The 15,625-nt window shown below is 46.9% G+C and carries 18 protein-coding genes; all 18 read right to left on the bottom strand.

What is annotated here, in order from left to right; genetic code table 11:
* Positions 1-284: 284 nt before the first annotated feature.
* The 18 genes from AC1TPC_RS07890 to AC1TPC_RS07805 all read right to left on the bottom strand — a co-directional run bounded on the left by AC1TPC_RS07890 (position 285) and on the right by AC1TPC_RS07805 (position 15,074).
* A complete protein-coding gene (locus AC1TPC_RS07890) occupies positions 285-950 on the bottom strand; it encodes a CpsD/CapB family tyrosine-protein kinase (RefSeq protein ID WP_482066321.1) in 666 nt (221 codons plus the stop codon).
* Positions 940-1,689: a YveK family protein gene (locus AC1TPC_RS07885; protein WP_482066320.1), complete on the bottom strand. Its 750-nt coding sequence runs from the start codon at positions 1,687-1,689 to the stop codon at positions 940-942. Before AC1TPC_RS07885 ends, AC1TPC_RS07890 begins: the two co-directional genes overlap by 11 nt.
* Before the next feature lie 101 nt (positions 1,690-1,790).
* A complete protein-coding gene (locus AC1TPC_RS07880) occupies positions 1,791-2,201 on the bottom strand; it encodes a helix-turn-helix domain-containing protein (RefSeq protein WP_482066319.1) in 411 nt (136 codons plus the stop codon).
* Between the two features lie 233 nt (positions 2,202-2,434).
* Positions 2,435-2,758 carry an ArsR/SmtB family transcription factor gene (locus tag AC1TPC_RS07875; RefSeq protein WP_482066318.1) on the bottom strand — a complete coding sequence of 108 codons (324 nt, stop codon included), beginning with the start codon at positions 2,756-2,758 and terminating at the stop codon, positions 2,435-2,437.
* Positions 2,759-2,893: 135 nt separating this feature from the next.
* Positions 2,894-3,760, bottom strand: a complete 867-nt coding sequence (locus AC1TPC_RS07870; protein ID WP_482066317.1) for a 5'-3' exonuclease — start codon at positions 3,758-3,760, stop codon at positions 2,894-2,896.
* Positions 3,761-3,802: 42 nt separating this feature from the next.
* Complete coding sequence (locus tag AC1TPC_RS07865) at positions 3,803-5,008, bottom strand: aminotransferase class I/II-fold pyridoxal phosphate-dependent enzyme (RefSeq protein WP_482066316.1); 1,206 nt, start codon at positions 5,006-5,008, stop codon at positions 3,803-3,805.
* Between the two features lie 18 nt (positions 5,009-5,026).
* Positions 5,027-5,398: an arsenate reductase family protein gene (locus tag AC1TPC_RS07860; RefSeq protein WP_482066315.1), complete on the bottom strand. Its 372-nt coding sequence runs from the start codon at positions 5,396-5,398 to the stop codon at positions 5,027-5,029.
* A gap of 38 nt (positions 5,399-5,436) precedes the next feature.
* Positions 5,437-6,396, bottom strand: coding sequence for an RluA family pseudouridine synthase (locus AC1TPC_RS07855; protein ID WP_482066314.1), 960 nt, complete (start codon positions 6,394-6,396; stop codon positions 5,437-5,439).
* Complete coding sequence (locus AC1TPC_RS07850; protein ID WP_482066313.1) at positions 6,393-6,965, bottom strand: cob(I)yrinic acid a,c-diamide adenosyltransferase; 573 nt, start codon at positions 6,963-6,965, stop codon at positions 6,393-6,395. The genes AC1TPC_RS07855 and AC1TPC_RS07850 overlap by 4 nt, the downstream gene beginning before the upstream one ends.
* Positions 6,966-7,058: 93 nt before the next feature.
* The gene (locus AC1TPC_RS07845; protein ID WP_482066312.1) at positions 7,059-8,276 is read right to left on the bottom strand and encodes an aminotransferase class I/II-fold pyridoxal phosphate-dependent enzyme; all 1,218 of its coding nucleotides are present in this window, start codon (positions 8,274-8,276) and stop codon (positions 7,059-7,061) included.
* Between the two features lie 16 nt (positions 8,277-8,292).
* Positions 8,293-8,784 (bottom strand): Lrp/AsnC family transcriptional regulator, encoded by a 492-nt coding sequence (locus AC1TPC_RS07840; protein WP_482066311.1) that lies wholly within the window; start codon positions 8,782-8,784, stop codon positions 8,293-8,295.
* Positions 8,785-8,910: 126 nt separating this feature from the next.
* A complete protein-coding gene (locus AC1TPC_RS07835; protein ID WP_482066310.1) occupies positions 8,911-9,309 on the bottom strand; it encodes a spore coat protein in 399 nt (132 codons plus the stop codon).
* Between the two features lie 42 nt (positions 9,310-9,351).
* Positions 9,352-9,573: a hypothetical protein gene (locus AC1TPC_RS07830; RefSeq protein WP_482066309.1), complete on the bottom strand. Its 222-nt coding sequence runs from the start codon at positions 9,571-9,573 to the stop codon at positions 9,352-9,354.
* 90 nt (positions 9,574-9,663) lie between these two features.
* A complete protein-coding gene (locus AC1TPC_RS07825; protein ID WP_482066308.1) occupies positions 9,664-10,830 on the bottom strand; it encodes a Ger(x)C family spore germination protein in 1,167 nt (388 codons plus the stop codon).
* On the bottom strand, positions 10,827-12,290 hold the full coding sequence (locus AC1TPC_RS07820; protein ID WP_482066307.1) for a spore germination protein: 1,464 nt from the start codon (positions 12,288-12,290) through the stop codon (positions 10,827-10,829). Before AC1TPC_RS07820 ends, AC1TPC_RS07825 begins: the two co-directional genes overlap by 4 nt.
* Positions 12,290-13,414 carry a GerAB/ArcD/ProY family transporter gene (locus AC1TPC_RS07815; RefSeq protein ID WP_482066306.1) on the bottom strand — a complete coding sequence of 375 codons (1,125 nt, stop codon included), beginning with the start codon at positions 13,412-13,414 and terminating at the stop codon, positions 12,290-12,292. The genes AC1TPC_RS07820 and AC1TPC_RS07815 overlap by 1 nt, the downstream gene beginning before the upstream one ends.
* 159 nt (positions 13,415-13,573) lie before the next feature.
* Entirely contained in the window at positions 13,574-14,242 is a 669-nt protein-coding gene (locus tag AC1TPC_RS07810) for a DUF2642 domain-containing protein (protein ID WP_482066305.1), read from the bottom strand.
* Between the two features lie 76 nt (positions 14,243-14,318).
* Positions 14,319-15,074 (bottom strand): hypothetical protein, encoded by a 756-nt coding sequence (locus tag AC1TPC_RS07805; RefSeq protein WP_482066304.1) that lies wholly within the window; start codon positions 15,072-15,074, stop codon positions 14,319-14,321.
* Positions 15,075-15,625 lie beyond the last annotated feature (551 nt).

Here is a 15,625-nt window from a genome sequence, read left to right as displayed (position 1 = left end):
TTCGAGAAAGTTGCTGTGACACTCCTTTAGAGTGTTTAACTAAAAGGCTTTGTACAAAACCGTTTAGTTGAATACTCTAATGCAGAATCCAGGGCATTCAACCCCTCCTCACACCACACTCTTGACGACTCGCGTCTAAGGTTTTCGTAACCCACAGCATGGCCGAGTGCCTCCATTGATAACGGTGAGGAGACATTACCGAGTGTGACTGTCCTTATGAAAACAACACTGTGCTTTATAAAGAACAGTCGTCCCGTAAAAAAAGCGCTATCCGATTGCGATCATCAAACGCTCTTTTTGTTAAGTATGACGCCTAGAATATTCGCTTTTGCGAACATCAAAGCACGTTTTGCTTCAATGGCATGCTCTTGCTGTGTTTTACCGCTCTGAAGCAGCAAGAGCACCCCATCGCATTTGCCTACAAGCGCGTTCGTATCCGGTACACCGAGGACAGGCGGACAATCGAGCAGCACCATATCGTATTGCTCGGATGCGTATTGCATCACATCGATCATAAGATGAGAATCCAGCAGCTCTGTCGAATTATAGAGGCGCTGGCCGCTCGGCAAAATATCCAATCCTTCTACCTCGGTATTGTAGATGGCCTCGCGAATTTCGAGCTGCTGGCCCAAGACGTTCGACAGCCCTGGAGAAGTTTGTACATTAAAAATTTTGTTGATGATCGGATTTCTGAAATTCGCGTCGATAATGAGCACGCGGTCGCCGCGCTGCGCCATGCATACAGCGAGGTTGACGGTCGTAGTCGATTTTCCTTCTCCCTCTGAGGGGGAAGTGACAAGCAGCGATTGAATCTTGCTGCCGTTTGAAGCATAGTGAATATTGTTCCGTATGGTTCGATACTGCTCTGAAATAGAGCCATGAGGATTAATATAAGCAAGCAAGCTTCTATTTACATAAGACTTTGACGCCTTTTGCCGTTCACGAACCAATGGTCTCACCCCGCGCAACAATGCTTTTTTGTTTCTTCAAATGTCTGGCATAATCTTTTCGCTTCATTTTGGTTACTTGACCTAGCATCGTTAAGCCGAGCAGCTCTTCAATCTCTCGTTCCGACTTGATAGAATCATCAAGAGAATCAAGCAGAAAGACTAAGCCAATGCTGAAAACAAGACCTAATATAAATCCTGCGATCAGCAGCGTGTTGCTCTTCACATTAATAGAGTAAGGATTTTCTTCCGCCATCGTTAACAGCTGGATGTTCGATATGCCCAGCGTAGCTGCTGCTACTTGCCGGTATGCTTCAACGCTGGCATTGGCAATTTCAGCCGCAAGCTTTGAATCGCTGTCCACAACCGATATGAGCGTTAAAAGCGAGCCTTCCACACTATCCACTCTGATTTGACTTCTTAACTGCGAGACAGAACGATTAAGCTCTAGCTTTTCTATGACCTTGTTCAGGACGATAGGCTCGCGAAACATCACCTTTGCCGTACCCATCATTTCTGGCGAAGCAGAAACAATGACTCTCGCGGATGCGGTATACATAGGCGTTTCCGGTCTAGAGTTATAAAGCCCTGCGAGTACGGTAACGATCACCGTGATTAGTACAACCATCCATAAACGCTTTCTAACCGTAGAGAATAAAGCTTTAAGATTGATCTCTTTGACCTTTACTCTGTCATTCTCGTTTCGCAATGCTGGTTGATCCTCTAACCGCTTTCCATCCATTCGCACACCTGCTTAATATGTTTGTTATAAAGAACGATAACACAATATTAGTTCTTTATATAGAACATGTCAATACACGTTTTCCTTTTTTTCGTTCGCCTTCAGTTATCGATATGAAGAATGATAATATTTGATGTTTTCTTTTTCTCGCTCGAGTATACACTCGTCTCCGCAATGCTTTCCTTCCACATGTTCGATCGGATTAAATCCTTTAAAGCTTGGAAATCACCTTTGCTCATGCCCTCATCAACCGCGTCTTTAATAATGGAACGCCATTCCTCATCCAGCATTTCAGCCTCATGAATTTTTGGTAAATGCTCTTCTCCAAGCAAATATTCAATGTTAGAATCCAAAGGAGCTGCTATTTTTGCCATTACCTGAAGAGATGGGTTATTCTGCATATTGCGTTCAATGTAGCTTAAGTAGGACTTGGATACGCCTGCTAGGTCGGCAAGCTTCGTTATCGAATAGCCCTTTTTTTCCCGTAGACTTTTAATCCGTTCCCCAATCATAAGATTCTCCTTCGGCCAGTTTAGATCCTAACGATAAGCTTAGAACTTCAACCAAAATGTAAGGCGTTATAACAGACAATATAGCTATTGTAGTTCTTTAAAAAGAACAGGTCAATACAATTCCAGTTTTTTTCCTTAAAAATCCTTTACAGAAAAAATAAAAAACACCGGATATCGGTGTTTTTCATGCGCATCGTGAGAACCGTCATTCTGCGTCATTAGTTGTTGTCTTCCTATTCCTGTTCCTGCCCTTGCAGCTTTCGCAAATAATCGTCCAGATTATCGAACCTCTCGTTCCAGATGCGGCGGAATGATTCAAGCCAGTCATCCAATTCAATGAGCGGCTGATGCCGCAGCTTGTAATATCGCCGATTGGCGCTTGGCTGCACCTCAACAAGCCCCGATTCATGCAGGACGCGAAGATGCTTCGATGTTTGCGGCTGATTAAGCCCGAGTCGATCGGCAATTTCCCCAACAGTGAAAGTGCCGCTGCGCAAAAGCTCGACAATTTGAAGCCGGTTTGGCTCGGCAAGGGCGCTAAATACCGTTTCATTCATTTCCAAAACCTACTCCAAAAACCATTATTGTAACAAAATAAATGACCATGAGCTGTAAGCTCATTTGATATTAATTGTAATCATAAAAAGATCTCCCTATTCCGGCATTTTACCGCATAAGGAGATCACTCTCGCTTATCCAATAAGCGATATCAAGCTTTTAAATTCCAGCTCTTCAAACTTCACCAATACGCTTTCGCGCTTATACGCCCAGCAGCAGCCATCCAGCTCGGCCGACACCGGCACATCGCAGCGAATCGTTGCCAAATCGCGGGAAAGATGAAGCATATCAAGATCGGCTTCGATTTTTACCCTTATCGATTTGGACACCGCCTCTAAGTTAGCAAGCAAACCATCGATGGAGCCATGCTCTTGAATAAGCTTATGAGCCGTTTTCTCGCCAATTCCTTTTACGCCCGGGTAATTGTCCGCTGTATCACCCATCAGACCTTTGATGTCAATAATTTGAACGGGGGTAAGCTGGCGTTCCTCCATCAACGTCTCTGGCGTATACACCATATAGTTCCCGATCCCCTTCTTCATGATGGCAACCGAAACCCGGTCGTCCACCAGCTGAAGCATATCATGATCGCCTGTCACGACAAAAATTTGCGCTTGATCCTTAAGCGCAGCAGCAAGCGTTCCGATGCAGTCATCCGCCTCATAGCCCGCAATGCCAATATTCGGCACGTCGAAGCTGGCGACAACCTCCTTCACCAAATCGAACTGTGGAATCAGATCTTCCGGTGCGGCCGGACGATTCGATTTGTAGCCGTCATACTGCTCCGTGCGAAAAGTTGTGCTGCCCATATCCCAGCAGCAAACAACATGCGTCGGATTAAACGTATTGATCGCATCCATGAAATATCGTACAAAGCCATGTACAGCATTTACGGGTACGCCAGCGCTCGTTTTGCGTACGCTGCCTCCGAACGAAGTAGCAAAATAAGCACGAAACAATATCGCCATACCGTCTACCAATAGCAAGCGTTGTTCACTCATCAATTAAAACTCCTCTCTAAACTATTAATCTCATTTCTATCGTTATTGCCCGCGAATGAACCTTCCAATACGTTCAGCCGCTTCCTGCAATCGCTCCTCGCTTTCAACGAGCGCGATTCGCACATAACCTTCGCCCTCGGAGCCGAACGCTTCGCCCGGAACGACGACCACGCCGGTCGCCTTAAGCATTTCCTGGGAAATTCGCCTTGAAGTCCATGGCTCGTCCATCGTCCACTGCATGGGAGGAAGCTGCGCCCATACGAACATGGTCGCTTTCGGAGCTGCAACGTCCCAGCCCTCTGTCCGAAGCGCATCCAGGAATATGTTCCTTCGCTTCTCATAAAGCTTGCCTGCTTTAGGCATCTCCGTATTTGATATCGCCTCTTGCAGCGCTATTATGCCCGCCTCTTGAATAGGATCAAATACGCCATAGTCGATGTTTGCCTTTAGCTCGCGGAGAGCACCAACCGCCGTCTTATTCCCAGCCAGAAAGCCGATTCTGCACCCAGCCATATTAAAGCTTTTGGATAAGGAGTGGAATTCAACAGCTTGCTCGATTGCGCCCGGCACCTCCAAAATGCTTGGCGGCTCGCAGCCGTCAAACCCCATTTCGGAGTAAGCCAAATCATGCACGACCAGTACGCCATGCCGGCGTGCTTTATCCAGCAGCCGCTCGAAAAACGCTAAATCAGCTACAGTTGATATCGGATTATTAGGATAATTCAGTAAAATAAATGTTGCGCGATCCCAATCCGCATCCGGAATAGCTTCGAGATCTGGCATATATCCATTCTCCTCACGGAGCGGCATTAGCTTAGATTCCACGCCCGCAAGCGCCAAGGATGCGGCGTATATCGGATAACCGGGATTAGGCAGCAACGCCATGTCGCCAGGATCGCAAAGCGCCATTGCAAGATGAGCAAGCCCGTCCTGTGATCCTAGCAGCGTCACGATCTCGCTCGCCGCATCCAGCTCAACATTAAAGCGATGCTTCATCCAAGCAGCGGCATGCTGACGAAAGGGCAGTCCGCTTCTCGTTGCTGGATAAGCATACATATCGGAGCGCAGCGCTGCATCGCTAAGCGCAAGTCGTACGGCAGGCGTCGGCGGCTGATCCGGACTGCCGATGCCCAGATCAATGATATCGAGGCCGCTTTCCACCGCAGCCAGCTTCCATGCCGCCACTTCAGCAAAGATGGAAGAGCCAAGCTTCGAGAGCCTATCTGATCGCCATTTGGTTTGCGACATAAGTCCATTCACCCTTTTTTAGTTGTTCCAAGCCTCAGCGTACTGCTCTTCCTTATAGCCTACCGTTACCTTCTTGCCATCCGTTACGATCGGACGCTTGATCAGCATTCCGCTCGACGCTAGCAGCGCATATTTCTCATCCTCAGACATGCCGGCCAGCTTGTCCTTCAAGCCAAGCTCTCTATATACGTCACCTGATGTGTTAAAAAACTTTTTCAGCTCTAAGCCGCTATTCGCCACAAGCACCTTCAACTCCTCGGCAGTAGGCGTTTGTTCAACAATATCACGGGATTGAACGACATTCCCTTTGCTTTGGAGCGACTTAACCGCAGCCTTGCAGGTGCTGCATTTAGGATATTGAATAATCGTTAATACGTTTTGTTTCACCATACCATGAAATCCTCCAATGTGCTTATACCATTTCTTGTTTATTCAGATAGCGCCTGCTCCAAGCGCACAAGCTCCGGAGGCAATGCTGCCTGCCATTCCACCCACTGCTTCGTGATCGGATGAGTGAAGCCGAGTATTTCGGCATGCAGCGCTTGACGGCTGGCTGCCGTCTCCCAATCCTCTACTGCGCCAATCTCGGGTCCATACATCTTATCTCCGATTAATGGACAGCCGAGATGCTTCATGTGCACGCGAATTTGATGCGTTCGCCCCGTTTCCAGCTTTAGGCGCACGGCAGTCGCTCGTATGCTGCCCTCTGCAGAACCGAAGCTCGATATCGTCTCGTAATGCGTAACGGACGGATACCCCTCCGGCGTTACGATACGGATATGGGGCTGGTCTGGGTCCCGGTCAATCGGAGCGTCAACAGTTCCTTTGGCTGGTGCCGGGCTCCCGTACACATAAGCGCGATATAGCTTCAGGAAGCCGTTCGCCTGCATCTGCTCGGACAGCTGCTGATGCACGTAAGACGTTTTTGCGACGGCGACTAAGCCTGATGTTTCTTCATCCAGACGGTGTACGGGACGAAAGCGCACCCGCTCTCCCTTCTGCTGCCAATGATAAACGACGCCGTTGGCCAGCGTACCCGTGTAATGACCATGCGTCGGATGAACGATCATGCCTGCCGGCTTGTTGATAATAAGCAGATCGTTATCCTCAAATACGATTTGTATCGAAATAGGCTGCGGCAAAATATCCTCGGATACTTCCCGCTCCATCCGTACGCGAATAATATCGCCTGCCGCGACCGGTGCCGTCGTATAAGCACGTACTTCGTTAACGGTAAGCCCATGCTCCGTCAGCTTTACTTGCGACAGCAGCTTGCGGGATACGCCGAGCTGCCGCTCCAGCACCGTTCGTACCTGCTTTCCATGCTCCGCTTCACTAACGATGGCCACCAGTGGCGGATAATAGAGCTTTTCTAGCGTTCCCATCATTTTTTGGGCTTTCGAAACACTTCCGCGCTTCGTACATATTCGGTATCCGGCACGCCAAGTTTCGCATTTGCTGCTCTAGCAGCAGCGAAGAAGAAGTCGGACAGACGGTTTAAATAGGTTTGCACCTCAGCATTAATGGCATGCTCTGCAGCCAGTGTGACGACGCGGCGCTCCGCACGGCGGCATACCGTTCTGCATATATGCAGCAGCGCAGACACGGAGCTGCCCCCCGGCAAAATAAATCGCGTAATTTCCGGCGCCTCCGCCGTATATTGATCGATCCAGCCTTCCAGTCTGGCAGCAGGCTCCGATCCTATTTTGAGCGGCGCTCCCTCTACGGCATAGGCTAGATCTGAGCCGCAGTCAAATAGCTCCTGCATGATATCGATCAGCCAGCCGGCCATTTCCGCCAGCTCCTCATGCTTAGCCGCCTCTGCGGCCGCATACCCGACGAAGCCGTTTAATTCATCAATCGTTCCGTACGCCTCAACGCGAACGTCATCCTTGCGCACGCGTCCCCCAATCAAGGACGTCTGACCGCTATCACCTGTTCTCGTATATAACTTCATCCTCTTCGGCCTCCTCTTCCACCTGATGCTCTTATTCATGCAAACAGCAGGCCGGATATACTCCTGACCTGCTGATCGTTAAAGTGTACTTACTTACCCTTGCTTCAAGCGGTGGACAAAATTCCCTATTCGATCTAACGCTTCGGTCAGGTTCGTAACAGAGGTCGCATAAGAACAGCGAAGATGTCCTTCGCCGCCAAGACCAAATACGTCGCCAGGCACCGCCGCAACATTCGCTTCATCCAGCAGCCGCTGCGCGAATTGCTCGCTCGTAAGGCCTGTCGATACGATCGATGGAAAAGCATAGAATGCGCCCTGCGGCTCATGGCATTCGAGACCGATGTCGCGGAATCCCTTCACAACGAGGCGGCGCCGCTGATTGTAAGCCTCAACCATACGGTCCTTCTCTTCCAATCCGTGCCGAAGCGCTTCAAGAGCGGCATACTGCGCCATAATCGGCGCGCACATGACGGTATATTGGTGAATTTTCAGCATCGCTTCCATAAGATCGGGATGACCGCAGGCATACCCCATCCGCCAGCCTGTCATCGCGAATGCCTTCGAAAAGCCGCTAACGAGTATCGTTCGATCCTTCATGCCGGGCATTGCCGCAAAGCTGACATGCTTCTCGCCGTAAGAAAGCTCTGCATAAATTTCATCCGAAATGACGATGAGATCGTGCTCTTCCACAAGTTTCGTAATAGGCAGCCAATCCTCATAGCTCATCGTACCGCCAGTCGGATTGCTTGGATAACAAAGAATAAGTACTTTGGACCGCGGCGTGATGACAGCTTGAAGCGACTCCGCCTTCAGCTTGAAAGCATCCTTCGCGTATGTCTCGATGCCAACCGGCTTGCCGCCGGTAAGCGCCGTAATCGGAGAATAAGAAATATAACAAGGCTCCGGAATCAATATTTCATCCCCTGGCGCAATCAATGCGCGAAGCGCAAGGTCGATCGCTTCACTTCCGCCGACCGTCACCAAAATTTCATTCGCGGGATCATACTGCACAGCAAATTGGTCATTCAAATATTGGCCGATCGCTTCGCGCAGCTCCGGCATGCCGGCATTGGACGTATACTGCGTCTTGCCTATCTCAATCGCGTGTACCGCTGCTTCCCGAACATGCCATGGCGTAACAAAGTCGGGTTCGCCTACGCCAAGCGTAATAACATCCTTGCGCGTACTGACCAAATCAAAAAACCGACGGATTCCCGACGGTTTAATGCCGCGCACGAGCGGGGACAAATAATCAGCCATCGATTGATTCTGCACAGCTGTGGAGGGTTGTTTACGTTCATCTTTAATCATTGCCGTCACCCTTTTTTCACGGCGAAACCATCAACCGATGATCACCTTCGCGCTCCTCGAAGATAATGCCGTCTTGTTTGTATTTTTTCAAAATAAAATTGGTTTTGGTCGATAATACCTTGTCGATCGGCGATAAGGTGTTCGATACAAAAGAGGCAACCTCTTTTAAGTTTTTGCCTTCAACCTCGACCAATAGATCATATGCTCCCGACATCAGGTAGACGGATTTTACCTCTGGATATAAATAAATGCGCTCGGCGATTCCTTCGAATCCGCGACCGCGCTCTGGTGTAATTTGTACTTCGATAAGTGCCGTTACCTTCTCATCGTCAAGCTTGCTCGAGTTCACGACTGTCGCATACTTTACGATAATATGGTCATCCTCAAGCCTCGCTATCGCTTGCTTTACATCCTCTATTGGTGCGGCAAGCATCGTGGCGATCAGCTCCGCATTCCTTCGCGCGTCTTCCTTCAGCAGCTCCAGCACTTTCAACTGTAATTCGGTCATTGTATAACTCCTTCCAGTACGAGTGCGATTATAAAGAATATTTTACAACTTTTTTGAATCCCGTGCAATCAAAGCCTGAAAGGCAAATCCTCCAATTTCCTTATAAAAAAAGACCCCGAAGGGTCTTTACATGTAATATTGTTGATTGCTTTGCTGATGCTGGCCGGATTGCTGTTGCGCATTCGGCGTATACATCGATTGTGTTTGCTGCTGGCCTAGCGTTTGCTGCAAAAACTGAGCCGTCTTTTGCTTCGTTTGCTGATACTCCTTCATTTGCTTGTCCAGCTCTTGGCGAAGCGCCGGCGACGATGTATTGTACATATTCGCTTGCTTCATCGCCTCGAACAGCTGGCCTTGCAGGGCCAAGGTGCTGTCCGTTAATTTCGTGAACAATTGACGAATATCCGGACAGGTTGACTCCGTTGCCGCTGTCGCGTACTCACGCACAACTCTTTTTAAATCACTTAGAATCGTACCTGCCAAATCTTCCTCGGTCAAAATCGATTGCTTTTGCTGCTGATACATAGCGACTTACCTCCTAATCATTATTGTCGTTGCGATTGGCGTTTATTGCTGCGGCTGTGTTGGAGCTATTTGCTGATGATGCGAAATAGCATGCAATAATGAGTCGTAATGCTGTTGGTGGGTATGCAGCATTTGCGTGCATAGGTTTACAATCCCCGGTGTAGTGCCCGTAGCGATTACTGCTGCGCATTGTTTAATCAATAGATCCTCGTTAGACATTGAGTCAGCGATGTACTCAAGCTCTTTTGCCGTAATTGGCTGCATCTTAGGTCTTCCTCCTCTAAACTAGGTTCGTAAGCACATGCTATTCCATTTTTTTCGTGCCAAACGTATTATGAGCTAATTTTCCTTTATTTATGTGTCTTCATTCAACGTGAAATTACCGGAATGAATCAAATTAAATGTAACCTCAATTTTCAGCTGATCGGGCGTAGGATGCCATTCCTTTCCTTTGCACGCTTCCTTCCAGTACGCCTGATGGTAACGATACAATTGATGCTCCAACTTAAACAAATCCATTCCCTTCGTTAATCCCTTACGATACGTATTCTCAAGCTGAAGCTTGACCCTCGCTTCTATTGAAGCAACAATCTCCTCCTCATTTATGCTTTTCAAAATTTCTGCTACCGCCCCTGACAACTTTACCTTTAAAACAAAGCTTGGCGAACCCTCTTTGAAGCTCGTACGCAATTGGCTTTTTGAGGAGCTGACGGAAATCGCCGCGTTCCCATGCTTACCTTCTGCTTTCATTATGAAATGCTTGAATTCGGGATTGACCCATCGCAAGCCGGCAGCTTCTTTTTCCGAGAGATAGCCAACATAGTTAAGCTCCTTAAATGCGAATAATCCCTCAATTATTTGAATTTTCAGCGGTATTTTCTTTCGTTTCCAATAATGGTCATTGGCCGTCAATGCGGCGATCGTAGTCACCATCGCTGGCTCCTTCAATGACTGCACCGCCGTCTGCAGAGAGGAAGGACGAATAAAACTCCTTTGGCCATCAAGAGGCTGCGGCAAATACATGACACTATTAAGAGGAGATTGGTCATAAAAGGTATCTGTCGTAAAAATCTTCTGGATCGGTGCTCTAGTCCCATATATCAAAGACGTATACCGCGAAGCCCGTTGGCGATTCAAGCCGTCCATGATGTCATCCATCCTTTCCAGCGCTCTGGCGTGCACAACGACCGTTTTTAGATGGTCCAAGCTTAAAATGGATTGGCTGGATTTCGTAATATTGTTTATCGCCAGCAAAATAGAATCGCCCTTGCCTTTGCCGATCCATACTGGATTAGGGTCACGCTGCTGCGATTCTGTCTTCGCTATGAGCCCAAATTTCATCGTTTGTGCATAGATTTCATACTTCCCATCTTTATAGTCGATACCGAGAGCGGAGATGTAGCTAGTATCCTGTAAATTGATTTCATCCCAGCAGCCTTGAAGCAGCATGGACCCAAATAAAATGCAAATCAATGCAGCCCTTTTTCTCCAAATGTTAACCTGCGCAGCTTTATATCTCATTTGTTCCCCCTGTTGCTCTTAAGCTTCCATGGCTTTTGCATAAGCGCTGGTATCAGCTTCTTGAAGCGCAGCGGCGCTAACGGCTCTAAATAAGGATGTCCAAATGATTCTAGCGTGCACAGGTAGATGAGAACGGCAAACATTCCGACAAAGAAACCAAATATTCCTAGAATCGACGATAAAATAAGCACCAGGTAGCGAATGACGCTAACCGAGCCGCTTAATGACTGATTGACCAGAGTAAAGGTGGATACCGCTGTCACCGCAGCAATGACGAGCATAGTCGGAGAAGTCAAGCCCGCACGGATAGCCGCATCGCCTACGATTAACCCGCCTACTACCGATACGGTTTGCCCGACTGCCCTTGGAAGCCTGACTCCCGCTTCGCGGAAGAGCTCGAACATCGTCAGCATAATAAACATCTCCATCGTAGACGACAATGGCAGGCCAATTCGAGATATAGTTACAGTGGCAAGCAGTGTAAACGGAATTTGATCTGTGTTGAAGGCCGACAGTGCAATCCATAAACCCGGCAGGCTGATTGCACAAACAAGTCCGATCAGCCTTAACAAACGTTCCAGCGAAACATAATAATACGGTAAATGAGCATCCTCTGGCGATTTGATCAGCAGCAATAAACTGCCTGGAGCAATAATGGCTGATGGAGAATCATCAAGCAGGATCGCAACCTTTCCTTGCAGCAGCGATTGCACGACATAATCAGGCCGCCCGACATATTCAACTAGCGGAAACAAAGCTAGCCGACGGTCGGATAATAGCTCTTCTAATTGACTACCTCCAACTACAGCAGGAATATCAATATTATCGAGGCGTCTTTTCGCTTCCAATACAAGCTCGTGCTTCGCTAGTCCCTTCATATACATAAGAGCAACTTCTGTCTGGGATTCTCTGCCGATCCTAAAATATTGCACATGCAAATCAGGCGTTCTGAGACGCTTGCGAACTAAAGCTACATTCGTTGACAAATTCTCGACAAAGCCGTCGCGCGGACCTCTGATCGAGACCTCCATCGTCGACTCTTCCGGAGTCCTTCCAGGTTGGCTGGAAATATCGAATTCAAATAAACCATTAAGATTTTCTAACGATAAGATGACGCTGCCCGCAAACAGTCTAGCATATAAATTACTGCCATTATGTCCACATTGCACTCTGCTGAATAACATGCTTGGCTTATGTACGTCACCTTCTTCGGCTCCTGGAAGCAAACGAAGCTGTTCCGCCCATTTCTCGAGCTGCGGCAGCAATCCGAGCTGCATCTGTTGGTTGTCGATCAGCCCTTCACAATAAAACATAATGACTTCCATCGGCCCATGAACATCAAGTGTAAGCCTATATTCAATGACATCATTACACTCCTGCAATTCGTTCCTGAGCTGATCTATCGGTATGTCATTCCAATCATTTTTACCATGCTGCTCATTCCGTTCCTCATGAATCATTACTGTTCTGCCTCCTCGGAGCCGATAATTGCTGTTCTACTTTTATTCCCTTGCTTCTTCTGAAATAGGGTCACAATCCAAATCATACTGGTAAGGGACATTATGATTATTCCTGTATACGTAAAAAAGGCGACCATATAATGTCTAAACTCAAGCATATGGTTAACGCCAACGTAAGAAACAACGAGAATGATCACGCCAAGCAGTGTCGGTGAAATCCATTTTCTTTTCAATTGTCGCAAGGGTCCAAATTCAGATAAAATGTGAATGCAAAGCGCTAGCCGGATAAGCGCGCCTGACATCCATTGGAAGATCGCAAAAAAATCAACATGCTCGAAATATTTTCCGATGGACACCAGCCGCCATTGCGAAAATGCTGGATAACGCATCTTCTCTGCTTCGACAGGTCCAAATTCTGCTATCGCTCCCATAACCGGCCCTATTGTCAGCATTGACAAAAGCAACACAAGCCAAAAGAGAGGCCAGCGCTTGATTTTTCCTTTTATATGATGCTGAATAAGCATAAATACAAACAACTCGCTGGAAGAGGTAAGCGTATATAACACTCCTGTAACCAAAGGAGCAGGTCCATTCTCGAGTATCGGCAATAAAAAATGATAATCTTTGTGCGGCATGTTCGCAGACATGACAAAATCGCCTAACAGCACAACGATCGGCAGCAGGATGCAGCTCACGTATGCAATCGTGCGGAGGCCTGAGACTGATGCAAATAGGCATAGACCTAGAAATACAACGCAAACCACAAGCGAAGGGGTATTGGGCAAATAGGTTGTGGCCGTCCAAGAGACCATCGTAATTAGCGTTTCAAAAGCAAGGGCCAACTGCATAAGCAAAAAAACGCCCATAAGAAACCATGACAAAAATCGTGGAAATCGCCCCATCAGCCACTTATCAAGAGGCATTCCATTCATCCGGTTTAATATGCCGCATAGTGGAATTAATGCCCATGGGAGCACAAGCATAAGCCCGATAATCACACATATCCATGCATCGCGCTTTGCGGCAAAAAACAACATAGGGACAATCAGGACATGATTTACAAGCCCGACTGACAAAACAATTATCATAAAAGATGCCAAAATACCAAAAGGTTTCACTTTCATGCCAATCACATCACTTTCATACCACTCACATTGTTACCTTGCAAATTAATATTTCCAGAACTGATCATCAAAATGCATGGAAGATTCTTTTTTTCGACAAAATTTTGTAAAAAAAAACTATGCTCAAGCCTTTATGGCTGAAAGCACAGTCTGATTGAATTAGGGGATATGCACGGTTTTCACATGGTCAAAGTGTAAGAAAACAGCGTTTCCGCTTGCATTCGCAAGCTCGATCATACTCTGATCGACGCTTTTCAATACACCGATCTTATTTGAATTTTCGCCTAAATCAAGCACGACGAATTCACCGACTAGTTTGCGCAGCTGTTGATCGAGGGTTCTTGCTAATGTTATCGGGGAGGGTCTAAGAGGAAATTGCTCTGGCGTTAACGTATACGGTGTTACGTTCGGATTATAGGGAATCAAATACTTCATATGGTGAAGAGATACGATGACGGTATGATAGACAGGTGAATAGAAGACAAAAAAGTCATTCATAATGGTAGTTAAATAACCGTGTATGGACTGATTCCCGGTAATATAAATTTCAGAGAACATGCCCTTGGCATTCATTAGTATTTTGCGATAAGAGATTGGCTCGTTATAAGGCTCAAATGGCAGTTCAGGTATTTCAATATTTTCTTCTTCTTCCCGCGTAGAGACGCGAAGCTGCTGTAAGTGGATAAGCGGAATATACAAAAATTGAGTTCCGTTGTGCAGCACTAAAATATCTTGACCAAACTCGATCAACTTCCCTCGTATTGGTGCCGCTTTTCCTGAAATCTCTAATTCGACCTGCCGATCCAGCAGCGGATGACGGTTTTTCATGCGATCAACCTCCTTTCATCCGGTAGATAGTGGAACCAGGCAAAGGTCAAGACCTTTGCCTGGCAAATCAGCAGTCTTATTTCACGGAACGGCGAGCTGTTTTTGGAGCAGCTTTTACAGAAGCCGCATTTGCACGGTTTCTGCCGCCGCTGCGGTTGCCTTGCGATCTGCTTTTGTTGTTTTTGTTGCTTTTGTTGCCGCCGGTTCTGTTGTCGTTTTTATTGTCATTTTTGTTGTCGTTTTTGTTGTCGTTTTTGTTGTCGTTTTTGTTGTCATTTTTGTTGCCGCCTGATTTACTGCCTGCAGCTTTAATCGTTTTAATATGATCCTTCTGAATTTGAATAGCTTCGTTGCCAGATACCAATAAAATCGAATCTTTATTTACTTGGGCGATAAAGCCTTCTACTTTCTCCGGTCCGCCCGAGTTGATTTGAACGAATTGTTGATTGAAAGCGCAAATGACATCGTTGAAGTTGTTTGCATCGACTAATGTCGGCTCACGGTGACCGCGGCTGCAGTTTTTCCCGCTTTTGTTTCCGCCGCTTTTGTTGCCGCCACTTTTATTACCACCGCTTTTGTCGCCGCCGAATTCAGTAATGCTTTTTACATGGCTGGTAGCAATATATACGATGCCTTCTCTAGTTTTTAATACAAGATAGTCGCTTTTTACGGCAAGCAGTTTGCCTAGCAGTGAGTTCGGTCCTCCGCGGTTGATTTTCACAACTTTGCCTACCAAACTGCGTAAAAAATCTTGACTTTTGCTATCGCAGCTCTTGTTTCTATTACGATCACTAGCGCCAGCAACGAATTGATAGTTACAACTATAACTCATAAAAAAATCCCTCCGATAATTTCATTTTTAGTAGTTTCAAGCATTCCTTCAAAAACGACGTGTTGACCTTGTCACCAACATCATATTTGTATCGCTGCTCACCCCTCCTAACCTTCATTCATAGCATCTATCATGAGATACGTTATGTAATATATTTATATGTATACCGTATTGCAGTGGTACTAGATTAGTATCTATTTATTAAAGAATGAGCGCATAACCGTTACGAATAATAGACTCCAGCCATAGAATATACTATCTTCATAGCCTCTCGGAATTAGATGGGGGATTCCAGTGGTGATGCCAGAATAGTTATGAAATGGCGCTGGAAAATATGGAAGATGAAAACCAGTTTCAAAAAAGGCCAGACTCCACCAATTTTCCAACCGGGCTTTTTTAAAATTAGGCTGCTGAAGGGAGAATCGTGGATTTCATTTTGTCCCATTCATCTTTTTGGCTCACATACCAAGCGTCCATGTGCTGGCAGATCATAATGCCGTAGAGTCGCATGTACCACATCATCGTGGAGCGATGCCTGCCGGATTCGAGCT

The sequence above is a fragment of the Paenibacillus sp. Y280 genome, from assembly GCF_056786335.1.
The sequence above is the reverse complement of the archived record's forward strand: the minus strand, read 5'-3'. Positions and strand labels throughout refer to the sequence as shown.

Bases quoted from the DNA above. Each gene is read 5' to 3' on its own strand.
- AC1TPC_RS07875 (WP_482066318.1), bottom strand. From the start codon at position 2,758: ATGAATGAAACGGTATTTAGCGCCCTTGCCGAGCCAAACCGGCTTCAA.
- AC1TPC_RS07805 (WP_482066304.1), bottom strand. From the start codon at position 15,074: ATGAGTTATAGTTGTAACTATCAATTCGTTGCTGGCGCTAGTGATCGT.
- AC1TPC_RS07880 (WP_482066319.1), bottom strand. From the start codon at position 2,201: ATGATTGGGGAACGGATTAAAAGTCTACGGGAAAAAAAGGGCTATTCG.
- AC1TPC_RS07825 (WP_482066308.1), bottom strand. From the start codon at position 10,830: ATGAGATATAAAGCTGCGCAGGTTAACATTTGGAGAAAAAGGGCTGCA.
- AC1TPC_RS07855 (WP_482066314.1), bottom strand. From the start codon at position 6,396: ATGATGGGAACGCTAGAAAAGCTCTATTATCCGCCACTGGTGGCCATC.
- AC1TPC_RS07830 (WP_482066309.1), bottom strand. From the start codon at position 9,573: ATGCAGCCAATTACGGCAAAAGAGCTTGAGTACATCGCTGACTCAATG.
- AC1TPC_RS07815 (WP_482066306.1), bottom strand. From the start codon at position 13,414: ATGAAAGTGAAACCTTTTGGTATTTTGGCATCTTTTATGATAATTGTT.
- AC1TPC_RS07870 (WP_482066317.1), bottom strand. From the start codon at position 3,760: ATGAGTGAACAACGCTTGCTATTGGTAGACGGTATGGCGATATTGTTT.
- AC1TPC_RS07850 (WP_482066313.1), bottom strand. From the start codon at position 6,965: ATGAAGTTATATACGAGAACAGGTGATAGCGGTCAGACGTCCTTGATT.
- AC1TPC_RS07845 (WP_482066312.1), bottom strand. From the start codon at position 8,276: ATGATTAAAGATGAACGTAAACAACCCTCCACAGCTGTGCAGAATCAA.
- AC1TPC_RS07865 (WP_482066316.1), bottom strand. From the start codon at position 5,008: ATGTCGCAAACCAAATGGCGATCAGATAGGCTCTCGAAGCTTGGCTCT.
- AC1TPC_RS07820 (WP_482066307.1), bottom strand. From the start codon at position 12,290: ATGATTCATGAGGAACGGAATGAGCAGCATGGTAAAAATGATTGGAAT.
- AC1TPC_RS07885 (WP_482066320.1), bottom strand. From the start codon at position 1,689: ATGGATGGAAAGCGGTTAGAGGATCAACCAGCATTGCGAAACGAGAAT.
- AC1TPC_RS07810 (WP_482066305.1), bottom strand. From the start codon at position 14,242: ATGAAAAACCGTCATCCGCTGCTGGATCGGCAGGTCGAATTAGAGATT.
- AC1TPC_RS07835 (WP_482066310.1), bottom strand. From the start codon at position 9,309: ATGTATCAGCAGCAAAAGCAATCGATTTTGACCGAGGAAGATTTGGCA.
- AC1TPC_RS07840 (WP_482066311.1), bottom strand. From the start codon at position 8,784: ATGACCGAATTACAGTTGAAAGTGCTGGAGCTGCTGAAGGAAGACGCG.
- AC1TPC_RS07860 (WP_482066315.1), bottom strand. From the start codon at position 5,398: ATGGTGAAACAAAACGTATTAACGATTATTCAATATCCTAAATGCAGC.